Source organism: Paenibacillus sp. HGF5 (assembly GCF_000204455.1).
GTDB classification, from domain to species: domain Bacteria; phylum Bacillota; class Bacilli; order Paenibacillales; family Paenibacillaceae; genus Paenibacillus_AQ; species Paenibacillus_AQ lautus_A.
This window is the reverse complement of sequence record NZ_AEXS01000066.1, coordinates 1-21,745: the sequence shown is the minus strand read 5'-3', so window position 1 is coordinate 21,745 and position 21,745 is coordinate 1. Positions and strand designations below refer to the sequence as shown.

The 21,745-nt window shown below is 47.0% G+C and carries 11 protein-coding genes; 10 read left to right on the top strand and 1 reads right to left on the bottom strand.

Going from position 1 to position 21,745, the window contains the following annotated elements; translation table 11 throughout:
- The first annotated feature begins 3 nt into the window (after positions 1 to 3).
- Together HMPREF9412_RS10565 and HMPREF9412_RS10560 are read left to right on the top strand one after the other, a co-directional pair.
- Entirely contained in the window at positions 4 to 555 is a 552-nt protein-coding gene (locus tag HMPREF9412_RS10565) for an NADAR family protein (RefSeq protein WP_009591480.1), read from the top strand.
- Between the two features lie 314 nt (positions 556 to 869).
- A complete protein-coding gene (locus HMPREF9412_RS10560; protein ID WP_009591550.1) occupies positions 870 to 1,646 on the top strand; it encodes a hypothetical protein in 777 nt (258 codons plus the stop codon).
- 172 nt (positions 1,647 to 1,818) lie between these two features.
- Here HMPREF9412_RS10560 and HMPREF9412_RS10555 read toward each other — a convergent pair whose 3' ends face one another.
- Positions 1,819 to 3,003, bottom strand: coding sequence for an ROK family transcriptional regulator (locus tag HMPREF9412_RS10555; protein WP_254664027.1), 1,185 nt, complete (start codon positions 3,001 to 3,003; stop codon positions 1,819 to 1,821).
- A gap of 321 nt (positions 3,004 to 3,324) precedes the next feature.
- On the opposite strand from HMPREF9412_RS10555, the gene HMPREF9412_RS10550 reads away from it, so the two are divergent.
- The 8 genes from HMPREF9412_RS10550 to HMPREF9412_RS10515 form a co-directional block, all read left to right on the top strand.
- On the top strand, positions 3,325 to 3,909 hold the full coding sequence (locus tag HMPREF9412_RS10550; protein WP_009591537.1) for a YdcF family protein: 585 nt from the start codon (positions 3,325 to 3,327) through the stop codon (positions 3,907 to 3,909).
- Positions 3,910 to 4,103: 194 nt separating this feature from the next.
- Complete coding sequence (locus tag HMPREF9412_RS10545) at positions 4,104 to 5,576, top strand: ABC transporter substrate-binding protein (RefSeq protein ID WP_009591525.1); 1,473 nt, start codon at positions 4,104 to 4,106, stop codon at positions 5,574 to 5,576.
- Between the two features lie 303 nt (positions 5,577 to 5,879).
- Positions 5,880 to 6,830: a carbohydrate ABC transporter permease gene (locus HMPREF9412_RS10540; protein ID WP_036671889.1), complete on the top strand. Its 951-nt coding sequence runs from the start codon at positions 5,880 to 5,882 to the stop codon at positions 6,828 to 6,830.
- 29 nt (positions 6,831 to 6,859) lie between these two features.
- Entirely contained in the window at positions 6,860 to 7,696 is an 837-nt protein-coding gene (locus HMPREF9412_RS10535; RefSeq protein WP_009591560.1) for a carbohydrate ABC transporter permease, read from the top strand.
- On the top strand, positions 7,693 to 8,457 hold the full coding sequence (locus tag HMPREF9412_RS10530; protein ID WP_009591455.1) for a Cof-type HAD-IIB family hydrolase: 765 nt from the start codon (positions 7,693 to 7,695) through the stop codon (positions 8,455 to 8,457). The genes HMPREF9412_RS10535 and HMPREF9412_RS10530 overlap by 4 nt, the downstream gene beginning before the upstream one ends.
- 43 nt (positions 8,458 to 8,500) lie before the next feature.
- Positions 8,501 to 9,607, top strand: coding sequence for an SGNH/GDSL hydrolase family protein (locus HMPREF9412_RS10525; protein WP_009591457.1), 1,107 nt, complete (start codon positions 8,501 to 8,503; stop codon positions 9,605 to 9,607).
- A 116-nt stretch (positions 9,608 to 9,723) separates the two neighbouring features.
- Entirely contained in the window at positions 9,724 to 15,783 is a 6,060-nt protein-coding gene (locus tag HMPREF9412_RS10520; RefSeq protein WP_009591494.1) for a CehA/McbA family metallohydrolase, read from the top strand.
- Positions 15,784 to 16,159: 376 nt separating this feature from the next.
- Positions 16,160 to 21,745: DUF7601 domain-containing protein (locus HMPREF9412_RS10515; protein ID WP_050802807.1), on the top strand; the 5,586-nt coding region annotated here is incomplete at its 3' end.

Below are 21,745 nucleotides of genomic sequence, written 5' to 3'. Positions count from 1 at the left end.
AGGATGATTTACAATCTCGATGAGCTAAGAAAAGCTTATAACGAAGGAAAAACGTTCAAGTATATATTCTTTTGGGGCCATACGCCGCCTAAGGACGGGAGCGTCGACAAAAGCTGCTTCAGCCAGTGGTGGATGTGCCCGTTCACGGTAGAGGGAACGGAGTATTCCTGTGCCGAGCAGTTTATGATGGCCGAGAAGGCAAGGCTGTTCGGCGACAACGAAATGCTGGAGTCGATCCTTACGGCTAAGCATCCCAAGGAGATGAAGGCTTATGGGCGCGCGGTCCGAAACTTTGACAAGGATACTTGGGACAAGGAATGCTACGGCATCGTCAAAAGAGCCAGCTTGGCCAAGTTTTCGCAGAATCCGGAGCTCGGCGATTATCTCAAGTCGACGAAGAACCGCATCCTCGTCGAAGCAAGCCCGCGGGACCGAATATGGGGGATCGGCATGGGCCAGTCCAATCCGGATGCGGAGAATCCCGTGAAATGGCGGGGCCGAAACCTGCTGGGGTTCGCGCTGACCGAAGCGCGGGACGAGTTGCTGCAGGGATAGCCTTTTGGCAGGATTGAGGGTGACTATTTGAAAGCCATTTTTGAAAGTGGATTACCGTACTTTAATGACATCGTATTTCAGATGGCAACTCAACTCATGTGTATCGGGCGGCAGTGATCGGAGAATAACTTTTCGCCGATAGACCCGTTAAGCTGAACCTCATCACAAGTAACGGCAAGTTTTTCGATTGACAGCAATAAGTATACGTGATAATTTCACGGTAGGATAATAAAGGCAATGCAACCTTCGGGTTCAACCTCGCTGAGAAGTGGGTTGGACCCTTTTTGCATTCCAAAACCAGGGGAGGATTCGTAATGTTGAGAACAGAATCGCTGTTACAGCGGCTGGGCGAGATCGGCATGTCGCTCGAACGCAAAGGGGGAGCTCTTTTATTATTAGGAGTCGGTTCCGTTGGGGTCGAGACAGAACGGTTGGATGAATATTCGGATTTAGACTTCTTTGTCATTGTAAAGCCCGGAGAGAAAAACAGATATATAGACCGGTTGGATTGGCTCGAGGACGTACACCCTCTTGCCTATTCGTTTAAGAATTCGGATATTGGCTACAAAGTACTGTTCGAGGACGGTATTTTCGGGGAATATGCTGTATTCGAGGAATGGGAGCTGGCGAACGCCACCTATACGGAAGGCCGGGTCATTTGGAAGGACCCCATGTATGCCAATACGGCAATCGCCAAACCTTCCAACCCGGTCCCCAGCCTAAAAGTGGATTCCTTGGACTTTCCTTTGAATGAAGCCTTAACAAATCTATACGTGGGGCTCGGTCGCTATGCTAGGGGAGAGCGTCTATCCGCGGCGAGGTTTGTTCAAGGATACGCAGTGGACAGGATTCTATCCGTGCTCCATCTGCTGGAGCAAGAGGTGGACTACTATCCCGACCCATTCGGCAATGAGAGGCGGTTAGAGAGGAGATACCCCCGTTTTGCGGAAATCATTGGAGACATGATACAGGGATATGATCATGTTCCCGAATCGGCACTTCGCATTTTAAATTTCATAGAAGAAGGGTATCCCGTCAATCGAAGGTTAAGCGATGAGATACGACGATTGGCTAATCTAACGCTGAGTTGATACGCAAACGGAATCGACGCACTAGCGTCTACCAGGGGAAATACCAATGTACTGTCGATATGGGCGAAGTATATGGATAACATAGAAAGAACTCTCCGAGTCTGGAGAGTTCTGTTTATTGAGTACGATCGACTTATCCATTTTAGGCATGACATCAAAAAACGGGGCGCAATTAAAGAGATAAAGTATCCAGCGGTATTTCAAATGCGCGTTTAATAACTAACCCGGCAGCAAGCTTGGTTTCATCCGGTTTGTTATGAAGATAGATCAATTGTACGTTATTAACTGTTACAGGCAACTGGTGCATCACCCTGGCTCTAATCTCATTGAACATTTCGGGACTGATGGTATGAATGACTCGGCCCGTTATAAGCAGACTGTCTGGATTTATAAATGTAATGATATTGGTAACGGCGATCGCGATGCCATCAACAATTTTTTCGTATAAACCAAGGAACTTAGGATCTCCTGTTCTTATGCCTTCTGCGAACTCCTCTAGTGTGCATTTGATGGAGACACTAAGTCCGCTGCTGGAAGCCAGCGTCGTTAAGCATCCGGATCTGCCGCAATGGCATGGATAGGCATCTTCTCCATAGAAGCCTTTATAATGCCCGAATTCACCTGCAACAAAGCTTGATCCTGCAATAATTTGTTTATCATGGACGATCGCGCCGCCTGTACCATAATCAAACTTGATGGTGATATTGTTATTGGAATCCTTCAAGCAGCCGTTCATATTCTCGTTGACAGAGAGAAGATTGACATCGTTCTCGATATACACGGGTATGTCATATTTGTCTTCAAGCAGCTGCTTGAGCGGCAGGCGATGAACGCCTATGCCGGGTGTCCGCAGAACGATGCCATGCTGAGAATCGACCAGGCCCTGCATACTGATTCCGATCCCTTTTACTTTGGAGGTGTTGGGCACCTGGGTGAGCAGCTCATCGATAACTTCATGTAACAGCTGCATCAGCACATCTATAGAACCATATTTGTTGCTCGTGCGTTCTGCGGATGCGACAGCTTCTTGACGCAGGTTGAACACTTTTCCGCGAATGTATTTGCCGGCGAGCTCAAGCCCGATGGCATAAAAATGGCCGCTGTTGATATGAAGGCCGACTCTTTTCCTTCCGCTGCCTGCCTCCAAGTCGATAAGCTCCCCTGTCACGATTATTTTTTCCTTCAACAGGCGATTGACGATATTGGTTACCGTTTGTCTGCTTAGCCCAGTCTTTTCCGCAAGCTCTACGCGAGAGATCGGCCCCTCTGAATAAATGAGAAAAAGAACCTTCTGCTGATTTATTGATTTTAATAACATATGGCTGGTTTGTTTAACAGAATCACTCACAATATGCATCCTCTTTCCAACAACGTTTTATATAATATAGATTCAAAACATTTGACAAATTAGGAACATACTTTGCTTCAAGTGTAGCATTAATACGAGGCGAATAAAAGTTGCAAGTTCGTTTAATTCAACTAACGTACATTTTTAAATGTCCAAAAACAATGATAAATGGCCGTATTATGCAGCGTGATACGATCAGCACGAAATCTTTTAATCCAAAGACACTGAAAAAAACGCAGCCAATTGTATTGACATTGTAATAAAAAAGGATATTATATTTGTAAAATGATTTGATTAAATACAACAAATTGACGCCTAGAGGAGTAAGTAATGGTATGGATTGGATGGATAATTGCAATAGCAGCGATGACGGTGCTGACTTACATATGCTGGCTGCATGCAGTTATGTTACAACCTGGTAAAGCAGATGCACTTATTGTACTTGGCTATGTATCTAAAGACGGCCGAATACACCCTTTGCTTAAAGAAAGACTGGATGAAGCTTACAAACTATTTCGGCAGTATGGGCACAAATATATTATTGTATCGGGGGGAGCGGTTGGTTCACGTCGCTCGGAAGCGGAGCTGATGGAGAAGTACCTGGTTGAGAAGGGCATCCCAGCAAAAAGAGTATTAAAAGAAGACAAGTCAAACAACACCGTTCAAAATTTGATCTTTAGCAAGCAATTGATGGAGCAGTACCATCTAAAATCTTTTGTTATCATAACCAATTTATTTCATGTCCGCCGCACGAAGTATATTATGCATCGTCTTGGCATAAAAGGCGGATTCTGCGCTAATCGAAGTCTTAGAAGCATCGTGGGATTCCAGCTTAAATTAACATTTCTGGAGATTCGGGCATTTCGATTAACTCTCCCCATTATTAAGAGGGTCATCAATGATCAAATCGATTGACAAAAAGGTTGACAACTGGCCGATAAGTGATTAGAATGTAAGCGTTTACAGAATATATGGGAGGTGATGCTTAAGTGGCTATAAGCCAAAAGTTGTTTACAAATTATTTACCCGGATTTGATTGCTGATTAACAAATCACAGTTATGCTTAAATAGTTAATCCAATTTATTTATTAATTAACGGGGGCGGAATAATGTTTAATGGGAAAATGAAACGATTCATGAGCACGGGTGTTGCAGCGGCATTATCTTTAGCCATGCTGGCTGGTTGCGGTGGAAACAGCGGAAAGAACGGGGCTAGTCCAAGTACTACTCCTGCTGGTTCGGATAAGCCGGGTGTATCTGCAGAAGTCGAAGTTTATGAGAATGGATTGCCGAAGAATGAGGAAGTAACGCTAAAGGTAGGCTTCTTTGTAGGAGGATATGGCCGGGAGTGGTTCGATTATGCAGTTGAATCGTTCACAGCCAAGTATCCCAATGTCAAAGTAGACATCACCGCTTCAGCTGATATGAAGACGATTCTTTCTACAAAAATCTCTGCAGGCAATGATAATGACATGTTTGATCTATTCAATACAGACCCGTCTGGAGGTATCATAGGGCTCGCTGAAGCCGGAAAGCTTGAACCCATGGATGACATTTGGGAATTCCCTCTTCCAGACGTACCGGACAAAAAGGTCAAGGATCTTATGATGCCAGGCATGTACGAGTCAACACCGCTGATCAATGGGAAAAGATATGAATTTACGACGGCGAGCAGCTTTGGCGGGTTGTTTTTTAACAAAAAGCTATTCGAGGAGCATGGCTGGAACCAAAACCCGAACACATGGGACGAATTTAAAACGCTTCTAGCAGACATTAAAGCGGATGGCATTGCTCCAATTACGTTCCCGGGCATTCATCCAAGTTACCATAACTGGGCTTTCGGAACAGCCAAAAATTTTGAGCTGGCTGATATCAATGGCCATGTCGATGAATTTATCGAGGATTATAGAACCTATGGTCTGCCGCAATACACAAATCCAGAGACGGTTGAAACCTGGACGCGCTTCTATGAGCTTGGCAAGCTAGGATATTTTGCAGAAGGACTCCCGGCACTGAACCATACGCAATCGCAAATGCAGGTTATTCAGGGGCAAGCTGCGATGGTATCGACAGGGACGCATGTCGAGAATGAGATGAAGGAAGCAACGCCTGAGGACTTCGACTGGGGCTTCATGGCTGTTCCTTTCAGAGATAACACGGATCAAACGCTTTGGATTCGAAGCGGAACTTCAAACTTCAATTATATCTGGGCAGCTAAGCCGGAACTGAACAAAAAGTGGGCCAAAGAATTGATCGCATGGCTGGTTACGCTGGAAAATCAACAATTTGCAGCCGAAAAAGCAGGTGCTTTGCCAATGCGCAAGGATTTGATGGAGGATCCTTCCAGGGCGGCTAACCTTTCCAGCTCTGCTCAATCTGTTCTGAAGTACATTGCAGACAATAATGCTCAGACTTTTAAAGCAAGCCGGTCTATCAACATTTCCGATCCGAATCTTGCTCAAGCCGAAAAATTAATGAATGAGAATATTGTGAAATTTGCTATGGGTATGCAGGATCCGAAACCGATTCTGGAGCAAGCCGAAGAGCTGCTGAAGAAAGCTCTAGAGGCTGAGAAGAAATAATAAGACGTGTTGGAGCGGGGAGGACTCATCTCCGCTCTTCCGTTTTAACTTCTGAGATCCTATAGGCTTCACACTGAAAGCGACTTATAGTACGTGTTCAAAAAGTCGGATTTTCAGCACCGAGAAGGTTGGATAAAGCTAGGGAGTGAGGAGCGGAGCGTACGTTTTGGGTACGTGAGCACCGGAAGGCCCGGCTGAATTCAAGATTCGATGCCGAGTTACTTATTGACTCACTTCGTGATCAAAAGACGACTTTTTGAACAACCTCTGATAAACGTCCAGTAAGATAGGAGTTGACTTCTTGTGTCTGATTCAACCGTTGTGACGACACTAAAGACCCCTATGCGCAAGCGCTTGGGTCTAGACAAAGCGAATACGCAGAAGTGGATATTTCTGTTCATAGCCATCGTGCCTCCCTTTGGCGGCTATTTGCTCTTTACGTTGTTTCCGAACATTTTATCCATTTATTATGCGATGCTCAATTGGGATGGGTTTACGGATGCAACGTTTGTCGGGCTGTCCAATTTCGTCACCGCATTCCAAGATAAATATGTGTGGCGTGCGCTTACCCACAACTTGATTTTTATGATAACCGTGCCTTTCTTTGTTATTGTCATCTCCCTGCTCCTTGCCTATTTAATTACCAATAAAACGTATAAAGAAAATAAATTTTTGAAGGTATTGTTTTTCTTTCCGAACGTGTTATCTACGGTCGTAGTCGCTCTCCTCTGGGCCTTCATTTATGACGGATCGTACGGTTTGCTGAATGGGATTCTAAAGTTCGTCGGAATTGATATGGGGAATTTCTATTGGCTGGGCAATGAAAGCACGGCGCTTGCCTCCATTATCCCGGCATGGGTTTGGGGCGGTGTCGGCTTGTACGTCATTATCTTTGCCAATGCGATGCTGGGAATTCCGAAGTCATTGTACGAGGCGGCGATTCTTGAAGGGGCCGGACATATGACACGCTTGTTTAAAATTACAATGCCGCTCGTTACGCCCATTATCCGCGTCAGCGCTTTATTCCTCGTCGTCGGCACGATGAAGGGCTTCGAAATCATCCTCATTATGACGAATGGGGGGCCATTCGGGTCGACGGATGTTATCGGCCTCTACATGTTTAACTTAGCTTTTGGCGTAGAGTATCGAAATTACGGCTACGCTTCCGCAGTCGGTATGATTCTGTTCGTCATTCTAGTAACAGCCAAGCTGTTAATCGATAAATTCGTGCCGAACAAAGGCTACGAGTATTAGTTTCCATAGGAAGGTTCGGAGGGATATAGTTGAAGGAAAAACGAACGTTAATGGACATTGTGTGGCGTGTGGTGCTGTATGCCTGGTCGCTGACTATATTATTTCCTTTAATCTGGGTTATTTATGAATCGTTAAAAAGCAATCCTGAGTTTTTTAAAGATATATGGGCGCTGCCTGCGGAACTAAGATGGCAGAATTATTCGAAGGCTTGGAATCAATACGGTTTTGGGCAATCACTCTTAAATACCCTTTATTATGTTGGCGGAAGTCTGGTGCTTGGACTGTTCTTCACGACAATTAACGCCTATGCGCTTACTCGAATGCAGTTCAAAGGAAGAAAATTGATTTGGGGCTTGATTATGTTGTCCCTGTTCCTGCCGGGCATCAATGCGCTTGTACCCCAGTATGTCATTATGCGGGAACTGAGTTTGACCAATAGCTTGACCGGATTAATTCTTCTGTCCAGTCTGGGTGAAAGCGTGTTCTATCTTATGCTGCTCGGAGGGTTTATGAGCTCTTTGCCGATGGAGCTTGAGGAGAGCGCAACGATGGATGGCGCTACATTATTTCAAAAGTTTTGGCGTGTTATCGTTCCGTTGTCTACACCGGGAATTGTAACCGTTGGCGTATTCAAGTTCCTAGGGTACTATAACAATTTCTTAGCGCCGTTCATCTATTTGAGCGATCCCAAAAAATATCCTATTGCGGTGCAAATGTATTCTGCAAACAAGCAAATGGAGTTTACTGCGGATTGGGTGACTTTGTTTGCCGGTGTAACCATTGCGATGGTACCGTCCATTATTATTTATATCCTATTCCAAAAACTTCTGATGGAAGGCGCGACCATGGGGGCGGTGAAGGGATGAATACTGCAGAGCAAGTGAAGGCGAAATATAAGCTGATTGCATTGGATCTGGACGGGACGCTTCTGACGGATGAAAAGCACATTACGGAAGAGACCAAAAAGTGGCTTCAATATGCAGTAGATCACGGTGTTAAAGTCATGTTCTCCACCGGGAGAGGCTTGCAAACTGCCAAGGGCTTCTGGGATGAGCTTGGGCTCGATTCCCCCATGGTGCTGCTCAATGGAGCAGAGATTTGGGAGGGACCGGGCAGGCTTAAAAAGCGAGTCTTCCTCCCTCGGGACACGGTCCGCGATATGCACACCATTGCTGCCAAGCGGGGCGAGTGGTACTGGGGCTACAGCGTGGAAAGCTTGACGGGCGACAAGGATTGGACGCCTGAGATGTTCGAACGGGATTGGATGAAATTCGGCATTGGCAGCAATGATCAACAGAGGCTCGCGGAAATTAAGGAAGAGCTGCTCAGTTGGGGCACGCTCGAGGTTACCCATTCGGCTCCTACTAATATGGAGATCTCAGTTAAAGGCATTACAAAGGAAAGCGGAGTGTGCGAGGTTTGTCAGACGCTGGGCTTCTCGATGTCCGATGTCATTGCTATGGGAGACAGTGATAATGACGCGAAGCTCCTGAAGGCGGCAGGTCTCGGTGTGGCGATGGCCAACGGTGAAGAGCATATCAAATCCATAGCGGACGTAATCACGGCTACCAACAACGAGAACGGCGTTGCTCAGGCGATTCGGAAGTATGTATTCCAGATGGAGTAAACACGAACGATTACTAGTAAATATAATGAGGGAGTAGAAATAGATGACCGTTCAATCGAAAGAGATAAACTTAGATCAACTGGGCGGAACGATATACCCGGAGACAACGAATGGCGAAGAGTTGAGATGGCATTCTCCGCTGGAAGCGCCCTTTCACATCGCGGGCTTCCCTTGGCTTGCGCAGGATGGGATATACAGACGCCTGCCCTTGGCTTCCGAGGCGGTCTTGCCTCCCGCGGTTGATACGCTTGCTTATTGTACGGCAGGCGGGCAAATTCGCTTTCGCACCAATTCTTCAAGGTTGGTCATAAGGGTACGTCTTGCCGGACCGGCCAATATGTATCATATGCCGCCTACAGGGCAGTGCGGGGTTGACTGCTATCTTGGAGAGCCGGGAGAGCAGAGCTTTATCACCACAGCTAAATTCAAGCCAACGGAACGAGAATATGAATCACAGCTTTATCAGTGGGATACCCAAAAAGATGTGGCCGTCACCTTAAACTTGCCCCTCTATCAAGGGGTAGAAGAGGTGTGGATCGGTGTAGATAAGGATGCGGTCATAAGCGAAGCACCCGCCTATGCAAGCAGTAGACCCGTCATTATATATGGAACTTCGATTACGCAAGGGGGATGTGCCTCCCGGCCGGGTATGGCCTATTCTAATATTCTCAGCCGTATGATCCCGGTGGAGTTCGTCAATCTTGGTTTCTCGGGGAGTGGAAAGGGCGAGCCGGAGCTCGCGCATATCATGTCGGAAATCGATGATCCGGCGCTGTTCATTCTTGATTATGAAGGAAATACGGGCGAGGCCGGAAACATCGCACGAACGCTGCCTGACTTCATCCAAATTTTGAGAGAGCGGCATCCTGAAGTTCCTATATTAGTAGTCTCTAGGATTTACACTGCCGAAGACCAGTTCTATACAGAGAGAAGGGGCCTTCATGATCGCCGCAGGCTGATTCAGATCGAGAATGTGGAACAGAGGCAGACAGAAGGAGACCGTAATATCCATTTCGTTGACGGCTTTAAGCTGCTAGGCGATGATTTCATCAATGATTGTACGGTTGACGGAACGCATCCAACGGACCTCGGATTTTTGCGCATGGCACAGTCGCTTGCACCTATCATTAAGCGATTGTTGCGACTGTGATGAACAAGACAGATGATATGAACAGCCTTCAGACTGTATTTTTTGGTTTAGGGGCTGTTTGTTTATCCGTCAGACACCTGTCTTACCATTTAAGCCGAAAAAGGAGAGGATTTTAATTGAAGTCCCAAAGAGGAAGTCTGCCTTTTATTGTGATGGCTTGTTTTATTGCGGGGGTTGTTAGTCTGTGTTACGGCATGAATGTATTCGCGTCCTCAGATAAAGAAGAGGGTGTTTCTAAAAAAGACAGAGCTAAGTATTTAGGAACTTCACTGTTTAAAGGTCACATGCATTCCCATACTTCTCTCAGTGATGGGATATTGCTGCCTAATGATGCTTACCATTTTGTGAAAGGTAATACAGATTTTGATTTTTTTGCAGTGACGGAACACGACGTCACTTATGACATCAGTACGGGCAGTGATTTTATTACAGATGTTCAAGAATCTTATTCAGAAGAATACAAGCTGCTGCATGAGCAATCAGATGCTCACAATCGTGATCACGAATTTATTACGCTGCCTGGTACGGAAGTGACTTGGTATGATGAAGCAGGCCATATCAATTTATTTAATGCTCCATGGTTTGCAAGAACACATGGAGTAGGTGCGGACGGCACTTGGGGCTGGAGCGACATCAAATATGATCTGCCAACCTTTTACGCAAGACTTGCCCAAGATCCGAATGCGATTGCGCAATTTAATCATCCACGTTCGTCAGGAAATTGGAGTTTCAATGAATTTAAACACTATAACCGGGAAGTTGACAGAAACCTTAATCTGATCGAATACAAGTCCTCCAATGATTTTGCAATCTATACCAAAGCATTAGATCGAGGCTGGCATGTTTCTCCTGTGTTTGGCGGGGACGAGCACAAAGGAAATTGGGGAATGGTTCAGCCCCATGTGACCGGTATGTGGGGAAAAAAGCTTACTAGAGAAGGCCTTTACGAGGCGATGCGAAACCACCGCACCTATGTATCATTTGATCGCAACTTAGAAATGGCGGTTTCAGCCAAAGGTCAGATGATGGGGTCGATTCTTCCGGCCAAAACAAAGAAAATTAATCTCAAGATACAGATAAGTGACCCTGATGCTAACGATGTGTTGGATAAAGTTGTTGTTTACAAAAACAGCGGTGAAATCATCAAGGAGTACGGCAATATTGCCAGCAATCAATTTAATCAGGAAGTATCCTTAGCAAGTAAAGATGGGGACTACTTCCTCGTGAGAGCTTTCCAAGTGGACGGTGAAGAGGCTATAAGTGCTCCAATATGGATTGGTGATGAAACGAGGGGCACGGTGCATGCGCCTGAAATTAAGGTTCATGGACAATATCCGGATACTATTAAGCTTGGGGATCAAGTAGAAGTGCTGGGCGCTTCGGCGACAGATCACAGCGGTCAATCTTTATCGGTGGAAGCCATCGTTCTAAATGATAAGGGAGAAGTAGCGGTTCAAAATCAGCATTTCAAGGTCGACATCTATGGAGAGTATTTCATTAAGTATGTAGCAACCGACGCTCAAGGAAATACGCGTGTTGAACTTATTCGAATCCTTGTTGATCAGCAAAATCTGGATGCCGAACAAATTTTAAATGAGTTTCAACCCATTGTTAATGTAGGTGGGAATGAACGTGAAGTAGGAATAAATGTAGTGACGGATAAGGCATTAGAGACGTCGTATGTTCAGTACAAACCTGAGTCCGAGACGACGTGGGACAATGCGGAAGTAGTACAAGCGGGAGTCTCTTATTTTCAAGTCGCGTATGGCGATACATTTGCAAAGAGTAACTATCGGGTGCTTGCAGCTCATGAAGCGAATGTAACAGAACTCGGCTTAGGGACTACGTATGACTATCGGTATGGAATGTCGCCGACTGGACCTTGGAGCGACAGTTATAGCTTTAGGACCGCACCAGCTTCAGAGGAAGCCGTTATGTATGTGATGGGGGATCTGGGAGTTCCGGATCGAAATCCGGAAAGCTTCCAGCTCTTTAACCATATGCTGGACGTTCTGCAGGAGAAAAATTCAAACGGGCAGACGGTGATTCAAGTCGGAGACTTGGTCGAGAATGGCGGCAATATGTACGCTTGGGATGATGTGTTTAACAACATTTACAACAACGATATGGGGCTAGTTTCTGCTCATATTGTCGGGGATCGTGAACATGCGACGGAACGGAAATTCGGGCCGTACTCCGGGTTTTTCAACCTGCCGAAGAACGGTGAGGGCACTTATCGGGAGACGAATTATTCGTTTGATTATGGCGATATGCACATTGCTGTTCTGAATTCCGTGGTGGATTTCGACAAACAGCTGTCATGGCTGGAAAAAGATTTGCGGGCAACCGACAAGAAGTGGAAAATCGTTATGGGACACTATCCTTATTATGGCGGTCAATCAGGCGATGAGACCGGTATGGACATGATGAGAGTGAAATTGTCTCAAGCCTTTGAACGGCTTGGTGTCAGTCTGTACATTGGCGGTCATGATCATGTGTATAAACGGACAACCATACGAAACGGTGTAAAAAATATATCGGAAGAAGCGATGAATCTAGGTACAACCTTTGTGACAGTTGGTTCATCAGGTCCAACGTTCAATGATAACAAATCGTTTGACTGGGATCATATCGTATATGATGAAAATAAGCAGACCGGTGTTATTTTGGAATCAAACGATCAATCTCTCACGTTGAAAGCCTACAACAGCGACGGTGTTGAAATTGATTCATTTACGATTAAACAGCCTGCAAATTATATGAACTTAACAAGCGCAATAATAGAAAATAACGTCTTGAAGGGCGTTGGGGTCCTGAATTACCCGAGCTCGCCTGAACGTGTCACCGTTATCGGGGAAAAGCGCGATCATACAGGTGAACAGCTGCTGGAAACGGTAATTCAAGAAGCAACGCTGGAACACCTCGGACGTGAACAAATCATTTTATTTGATAATCCTCTTGCATTTGGCGATGAACATACGATCGTCGTAAAAGTAGTTAATAATCCAATCGATCAAGAGCCGTTAACGGAACCGTTAATCGCTAAAGAAGGAATGCTGGGCGATGGTTCGGAAGGCAACCCCTATCAAATTAAAAGTGCCAGTGGACTCAATAAAATGCATGAGTTCCCGGACAAACATTTTATTTTAGCTCAAGACATTGACGGTAAGGGCATGTTTTTTGAAGCCATTGGCGCGAGTGGCACGCCATTTACGGGTACGTTTGATGGGCAAGGGCATACGATTACAGGCGTTATAGTCTCCTCGGGCGGCGCGGGTCTCTTTGCTATTAATGAAGGGACGATTCGTAATGTAGGAATCACCCATGCTGACATTGATGTTCGCCGAAGTAATATTGGGATCCTGGTTGATCAGAATGATGGGATCGTAGAATATGCCTACAGTACCGGATCTATTCGAGGCAATTCTACCGTCGGCGGTCTTGTGGGCTACTCGAACGGTATCGTTAGAAACAGTTATTCAACAGCTCGAGTCCATGCACGAGGCAAGCAAGCCGGCGGCTTGATCGGGATTACGAATCGGGGGAGTACAACAGAACAGGTCTATGCAACCGGAGCCGTAATAGCAGAAGAATCAAATGCTGGCGGCATCAGCGGATACGGATATAACCATACGGTCATTCGAAATAGCATGGCATTAAATCCATCTATTGTTACAGGTACGGCATCGAATCGAATTGTCGGCAGAGTTCTAGCAGGGGAGACGGCAACCTTAGTCAATAATTACGCCGATGAAAATATGTTTGTTAGCAGTGAGAACGTTACGGTGAATGATCCGAACAATGAGAAAGGACAGGGGGTCGGTGCAGAAACATTCACGAAGCCATCTTTTTTCATGGAGACTCTCGGTTGGGATTTTGATTCGATCTGGATCTGGAATGAAGATGCCAAACGTCCATTACTGCAAAGTAATTTGGAGAAAATTAACGAAGATCATATTCCAAAGCCGAAGCTTGATCGGAATGAAGATGGGTACTACATCATCCGTTCAATTCAAGAATTAAAGACGATATCCGAATTCCCAAATGAAAATTATATATTGGAGAATGATCTTGATTTTGAAGGGAAGCTATTTGAACCTTTATTCAAGGCGACGCCTTTCCTTGGCACTTTTGATGGGAACAATAAATCCTTAACTAACTTCACGTCAGAGTATGGCGGCTTATTTCATCTCAATGGTGGAATCATTAAAAACATAGCTATGGTAGATGCAAGCGTCACTGGCGGGAGTAATATCGGTATACTCGTTAACACGAACAACGGAACGGTAGAGAATAGTTATGTAACGGGCACAATCGAAGGCTCCAGCACCGTGGGCGGTCTAGCGGGTTATTCCAATGGCATCGTGAGAAACAGCTATTCTACGGCAGATGTAACGGCCCAGCTGAACCAAGCTGGTGGTCTAATCGGAATTACAAACTCAGGCAGCTTGACGGAAAACGTGTATGCATCCGGAGCCGTCCAGGCGCTTAGAAGCAACGCAGGCGGAGTGACTGGCTACGGTTATAATGATACGGTCGTTAGAAACGTGATTGCTCTTAACCCTTCCGTCGTGACGCCGACGATGGCGAACCGCGTGGTGGGACGAGTCCTTGCCGGGCATACCGCAACGCTTCAGAATAATTATGCGTTCGATGGCATGATTGTGGATAAAGAAGGCGAGAGTATTGCCGCTGCTGACAACAGAAAGGGTTTAGGGCTATCCCAGCAACAGGTTGAAGACCCTAACACGTATACCGATAGGCTGAACTGGGATGTTGAGTCGGTTTGGATGTGGAATGATGCTTTAAAGCGTCCGGTATTGATCAGTAACCCTGAAGAGGCAAGCGAGCCTGTCGTACCTTTGGAAAGAAATGAAGCCGGTTATTACCGAATCAAGTCCATTGCTGATCTGAATGTTATGGAAGCCTTCCCGGCAGAAAAGTATATTTTGGACAATGATTTGGATTACGCCGGACAACCGGCTGAGTCACTTTTTAAAGATGTTTCGTTCACCGGTGTTTTGGATGGCGGCGGGAAGAAAATAGTGAACTTTAATTCCTCGAGCGGTGGCTTAGTCCATCTTAATGGCGGAGTGATTAAAAATATAGCCATGATTGATGCCGGCGTCACTGGCGGGAGCAGAATTGGCATACTCGTCAACACGAACAATGGCGAGATAGAGAATAGTCTTTCAACAGGCTCCATTACAGGCTCCAGCACAGTCGGCGGTCTAGTGGGCTATTCCAATGGCATCGTAAGAAACAGCTATTCTACCGCGGATGTAACCGCTCAGGTAAGCCAGGCCGGTGGCCTAATCGGAATTACGAACTCGGGCAGCCTAACAGAAAACGTGTATGCGTCTGGAACCGTTCGGGCGATGACGAGCAATGCGGGCGGAGTAACTGGATACGGATACAATGATACGGTCGTCAAAAATGTCATTGCCCTGGGCCCTTCGGTTACGGCGCCAACGATGGCTAACCGGGTGATGGGACGGGTTCTTGCCGGGCACACCGCCACGCTCGAAAATAATTATGCATTTGACGGCATGATTGTTGATAAAGAGGGTGTCGCTGAAGGAGCATTAACAACCCTTAAAGGATTAGGCCTATCTGAAACTGAAATAGAAACTCCATCCACCTATACAGACAGGTTAGGGTGGGACTTTAACGCAATTTGGAGATGGGACGGTATGGGTAAACGACCTGTTTTACAATCGGTATCAGAAGGCAACGAAGAAGAGCCCGTTAGCCTGATTGGGCTTGAGCTCGAGGGGCTGCTTACGCTGGCCGTTGGAGAGAGTGATCAAACGGTGACTACTGCAGTATACAGTGACGGAAGCCGCGAAAAGGTAGAGATAAACGTCATCTATACAAGCAGTGATCCAAGTATAGCGGAGATCAGCGCTAGCGGTGTAGTAACGGCGAAGTCGGAAGGAACCGTACTCATCACGGCAGAGTATGATGGCTTGATTTCGTCCTATGAGCTAAAAACCTTGATTCAGAAGCAAATCGATATGGAGAGAGACACCATGGATTCTGAAGTCACGCTTCCGTTCACTTCTTCGGCCTTAATCGGAACGGGGGAGTGGTGGAGCGCGAACCAGATGCCGCACCCTCCTGCCTTCATGGCGGAGGAAGCCATGAGATCGTTTGAACGGCACCATATGTATTAGGCAGTTGAATGAAATGAGTCCGGTCATGATGCCGGGCTCATTTTCATTTTCCGATAACTGAGAAGGCTTCAGGAGTTCCTCCCTCATGATCCCTCACAATCTATTATTGAGATTTGCAAGGAGAAGGTAGAAGGCAATTCTTCACATTGTAGAGATTTTGTAGAGATCAGGTTTTTAAACTATGAAAAAGAAAGTGTGGACATTCGGAATAAGGGAGGAGGTATAAAAGGAGGGAACTCCGCAAGATTTCGATGATGCAAAGGGCTGCTGGGATCTAGCAAACGGAAGATGTCTACTCGACTTGAGCGTAATCGGGTCGATGATCTTGTTGTCGTTAACAATTTCAGCAGTTTCGGGAATGGAGGAGAAGGGTTTCTTGAAACGAAAACGCAGCATTGGTAAAGCAATACTCTCTTTATGCTTGGCAATTATGCTTGTCTTGCAAACGGTGGCGCTCTCTGTCACTGCATATGCGGATAGCGCGCTAAGCGATTCCGGGGCAGCGGCTGTTAGCGAAGCCGATTTGCCGAGCGCGGACGAACCGCCGTCAGTAACTGAAGCGGTGTACGATGTGCCGAACAATTCCATAGTGATGACGGCAGCCCCGACGGACAAAACGGTGGTATTCATGGATGCCAATGCAACCTTTCCGCTTATGGTGACGCAGGGAACGGACATTGCTCCAGGCGGTACGATCCAGGGCCGACAGGCATTTACCCTTAAATCTGAGGGCCTCAAGGTGCCGGTGAATGGTGATGACGCTGATCCGACTAATGCGGATCCAGGTCTATACATTCAGAAGGGTGATTGGATCGAACTAAAAAGGGATGACTACTTCGCGGATGTGATATTGCCAACAGCTAACAAACCCTTAATGGCAACAACCGAAACGGGCCAGAAGCAGCTTGGCATCGCCCATTTCACCCCGGATAGCATCAAGATTGTATTTAATGGTGACGATTGGTTTTTTAACGGTATTGGACGTGCGGTTACATTCGGTTTTGAAACCACGGCCAATTCGGATGTAACGGGCATGAATTACGGTGATACAAAGCCTATCTCGATTTTCGGGGGGGCGTATGAGCTATTAAACCCGGATGTAACAGCAGCGTATAGCATGACTTTAAGCTCGCCTGGAATGATCAGGTGGGATCAGTATGGCTATCGCGGAATTCAACCGGCACAATTCGTTGAAGGCACAATTACTTGGGAGTCCCCTGTATCTGCATACGATCAGTTTGATAAAACAGTTAAATTGCCGTTAGACGGGAAGATATTTTACACAAATCCAGCTACTTATAATACCGGCTTTGGAAATGTCCGCGGTATCTATATGGAGGGTTCGTTCAAAGTAAACGACCAGAAGGTAACTCCGGTTATTGGGGCAGACGGATCGCTGACTTACACTTTTCCACAAGGGACAGGTCTAGATCCAAAGGTTGAATATAAAACATGGATTCCAAAGGAAGCCTATTATTACGAGTATCGAAACCCGCCTAGCAATCTTGGTCGCAGCCATCGGGATATGAATGGCAAAGTGGAACTGAGACAGGACAATAATACGTTGGCGCAGGCGAGTCAGGAGATTTCTTTTGCTCCCGACTGGATACAAGCATCGGGCTCTTATGACCATCCAAATGAAACCATTACATGGAAGGTCACGGTGAACCAATATAACAAAAAAGGGTTAAAAGATTTTACTATCACCAATGTATTGCCTGCTGGGCTGGAGTTTACCTCAGCTACATGGCAGACATGGGAGAATGGCGCTGCATCTGGAGAAACACCAATTACACCAGATTCTAACGGCGTTTATTCCTTTGACGATGTTGACGGTAAAGTGGAACTAATCATTAAGTCTAAAGTACAAAGCGGTTCCAGCTTCAGAATCGACCCACGTGCTAACTGGAACTTGGATACACCAAGCGGTATTCAGAACAATGATGTAACTACCGGGAGATATCCTGTTGCAGTAACTGACGAGGCAACCATTACCGTCGGCGCGCACGCTTTTACAAAAACAGGCTCTATTTCGATAGAGGATTATAACCTGGGCGCCATCACGTGGACCGTTAATCTAACGCCGCAGTATGCCCTGTCAAATGCGACGGTATACGATGTGCTGGTGCATGACGGAGATTTGAGCGTCTTGGACAACGCTGTGGATGAAACCGGCGAGGTGAGCGCGGAAACAGTTGCTAAAATCAAAGAAAATGTAAATTCCGCGCAGCTTTGGAAGAAGTATCATGAGGGCACCTTGAAGACCAATGCAACCGGCCTGACCATGAAGGCTATTCCTTTAACCGTAGACGGTAAAGTGGTGGCGGATTTGATCAAGGTGACCGGATACACCGACAAAGCTGCATCCTTCAGCTTCCGTGCACTTGAGACCAACCCAGACATCCTCTTCAGGCAGGATATTAACGCAGGGAAAACAAGCTGGAATCGGGCTTTGCTCATTGACGGCGAAACCGTAAAACAAGCGCAAAACAGCACCAACCTGCATCTGCGTATGCTGAACAAGGATATGCTTTTTGCGTCAAAGCCATTGAAAGCTGATGGTACGCCTGAAAATGTTACTCCGAATCACGTTAGCAGTTACATTAGAAACGACAACAATGAGGCATGGACGATTTCTGCCTATGACAGGAGAACCAAGACGGTCACATTCCGTTTAGGGGTAAATATGCCTGGATATAACACAGGGGAAATGGCTAAGGACGGCGGTAATCGAGTCATTAGCAATATCAAGCTAGTGGACACACTGCCCGAAGGCTGGGAATTCGTGCCGTTTTCTGAAGGTAAGGATTTTGAGCTTTGGAAAGGATATTCGGACAATGGTTCGGGTACAGAATATGGTGTTAGAAACGATGCCAAAACACTTATTGAACCAGGTACTAGTGCACATGTGGTGAGTTTCTCCCATAGCGGCAACGTAGGCACCTTCACCTTCTCCGAGCTGGAGAGCCCTTATGTCATTTTAGTAAAGGCTAGACCTTCCAATGCGGCTCTGGAGAAATATTTGGAGGAATACACCACGAACGGCACAGACAAGCAGGTGCTGTATAACAAAGCCGACCTTCATATGACATGGGGTGGGGTAGAAAAGGTCCTCACCGAACAGCGCAAAGTTATGGTGCCTATTCAGACTCTGGGCAAGTCGGTAACCAAGCCAGTTCCAGGCGTGCTGGAATGGACGGTGAACTATACCCCGCCATTCAACATGACGCAGGGTGTTTATTTGCAGGATACCCTAGGTTCAGGTATGAATCTGCGCTATGAAGAAAACGGAAAGCTTGTGCTGACAGCGCCTAGTATGGCAGTCTATCCTGCTAAACTGACTGCCAGCGGTGCTCTGGAACGAGAGGGCGCAGCGCTGGACCTCAGCGACCCGAATGGTGAAGTTCAAGTAGAAGCTGCACCAGGCGCGGGAGGCACCACCGTTCTCATATTCAAAATGAAAGACCCTAATAAGTTTTACCAGTTTGTGTACCAAACCGAGGTTGACCCTTCTAAAGCGAAAGCTGGAGATAAAATGGGCAACGAGGTAAAGCTGATGGGCGATGATAAGCTGAAAACGGTCAGTGCCAAAAGTGAAAGCACGCTGGACAGTTCAGACGTAGCCGGCAGTTCAAGCTCCAATGCCCTGCTGCCCCTGAAAAAGGTAGATCCCGATGGCAATCCGCTAAAAGGCGTGGAGTTTACGCTCTATAAGAAAGACGACGGAACTCAAATCGCCAAAGGTACAACCGATAGCGGAGGGAAACTGAATCTGCTGTTCCCGGATCCGGGGTATTATGAGTTGAAGGAAACCTATATTGACACAAATACCTGGCTGCCGATCACCCATGTGTATCAGGTGTATGTAGGAAATACGCCAGGCAAGCCTATCTGGGTAGATGGCGTAAAAGTAACCTCCGATAAACCGCTGGTCGTGCCTACGCCGGCGCAAGGAATGCTGACCATCAGCAATAAGGTGGAAGGCAGCGGCAGCGATGCTTCCAAGGATTTTGAATACACCGTGACCTTCACCGGCGAAGGCAAGGACGGAGAGTATACCTATAAGAAGTCGGATAATACGTTTGGCACGATCAAGAGCGGAGGCAAGTTTACCCTCAAGCACGGGGAATCTGTGACGCTCCCGACGTTGCCTGCGGATTTAGTCTATACCGTAACCGAGGCCGATTATACGACCGTTGACGGTTATATCACCACGCCGGGGACCAGAGAGCTGTCCGGCACAATCGAGAATAAAGGCGACCATAAGGCGGACTTCATCAATGAACGGACCGTCAACAAGCTGACCGTCAGCAATACGGTCATGGGCAATGGCGGCGACAAGACGAAGACCTTCGAGTACACTGTCATCTTTGAAGAAGCAGGCAAGGATGGAAGCTATGCGTATACGAAGTCGGATGGCGCGACGAGTACACCGGGCACGATCAAGTCTGGCGAATCCTTCACACTCAAGGATGGAGAGACGCTGGAAATTGTAGGACTGCCTAAGGATCTAAAATACACGTTGACGCAGAAGGACTACACAACCGACGAATACGTGACCACGCCTAAGGAACGGCAGTATACCGGGGTCATGGTGGGGAAAGATGAAGTTGCCCCGTTCACGAATGTGCGAGTTATCGAAGGCAGCCTGCTTATCAGCAACACGGTTAAAGGCAAAGAAGACGACAAGTCGAAGCCGTTCCAGTACACGCTCATCTTCACAGGCGAGGGATCGGACAAATCCTACGCCTATGAGAAATCGGACGGCAGCAAGGGCACGATTAAGAGCGGAGAGACCTTCGAGCTTACTGATGGCCAGACGCTTGTTGTGCAGGGACTCCCGACGTATCTTCAGTATGAGGTGACCCAGGATGATTATACGAAAGACGGCTATGTGACGGATCCTGAAAGTCTCGTTCACACAGGCACCATTCCGGAGAAAACATTGGCAGAGGCACACTTCGAAAATACTCGCCCGTATCTGGAAGGCGTGCTGCGTGACAACAACACAGGAGAAGTCATTCCGAATGCATCCATCACGGTGACCAATCTGAAGACAGGTGAGAAGCAGACGATTCAGACGAGTGAGAAGGGTGAATATTTCGTCCCTGCCGAGGCGGACACCGACTATACGATCACGTATACGAAGGTGTATACGGTAGGCGGAAAAGATGTGCCTATCGAGTTCACGCAAAAAGCAAATGTGGACGGCAACGTGAAAGACGAAACCGTTCCGGCGGTCATAACGGCGGTAGGGATCGTTCTGTTCAAGCAGTTGGATGGGACAACAGCGCTATTCAACGATTCGTTCACCAGCCAGATGCGTATCTATTTGAAGGACAAGGACGGCAATTATATTCAGGAGAACGGTCGTCCTAAGGCGTTCCCGCTGGCTTCGAACGGCACCTTCTCCATAGAAGACGAAGAGCTGAGCGCGCAGCAATACACCATGGAAGTTCGCTATCAAGCTGAAAACGGCGAGGAACTGCTCTTCAAAGTGACGCAGCTGGACGTGAAGGCTAACGGAGAGCTGAATATTTCCGAGGCATTGGTCGACCCTTACGGTACGGTTTATGATGAAACGACAGGAAATGCCACCACTGGCAAGAAAATTGCTGGAGCCAAAGTTACGCTGTATTATGCGGATACGCAGCGGAATAGAGATAACGGCCGCATTCCGGATACGAAAGTAACGCTCCCTCCGGTTCCGAATTTTGCGCCGCATGACAACAAGAGCCCGGAGCAGGATAGCGACGCCAATGGCTTCTATGCATACATGGTGTTTCCTGAGGCGGATTACTATCTGATCGTAACGAAGGACGGATACGAGACGCACAGGAGTGATACGATTTCTGTCGATTTTGACATTGTAAGATACGACGTGCCAATGAAGCCAATCAACACTGGCGGCGGACCGGGCCCTGTTAACCCTACTCCAGAGCCGGAGAACCCAGGCCCTGTT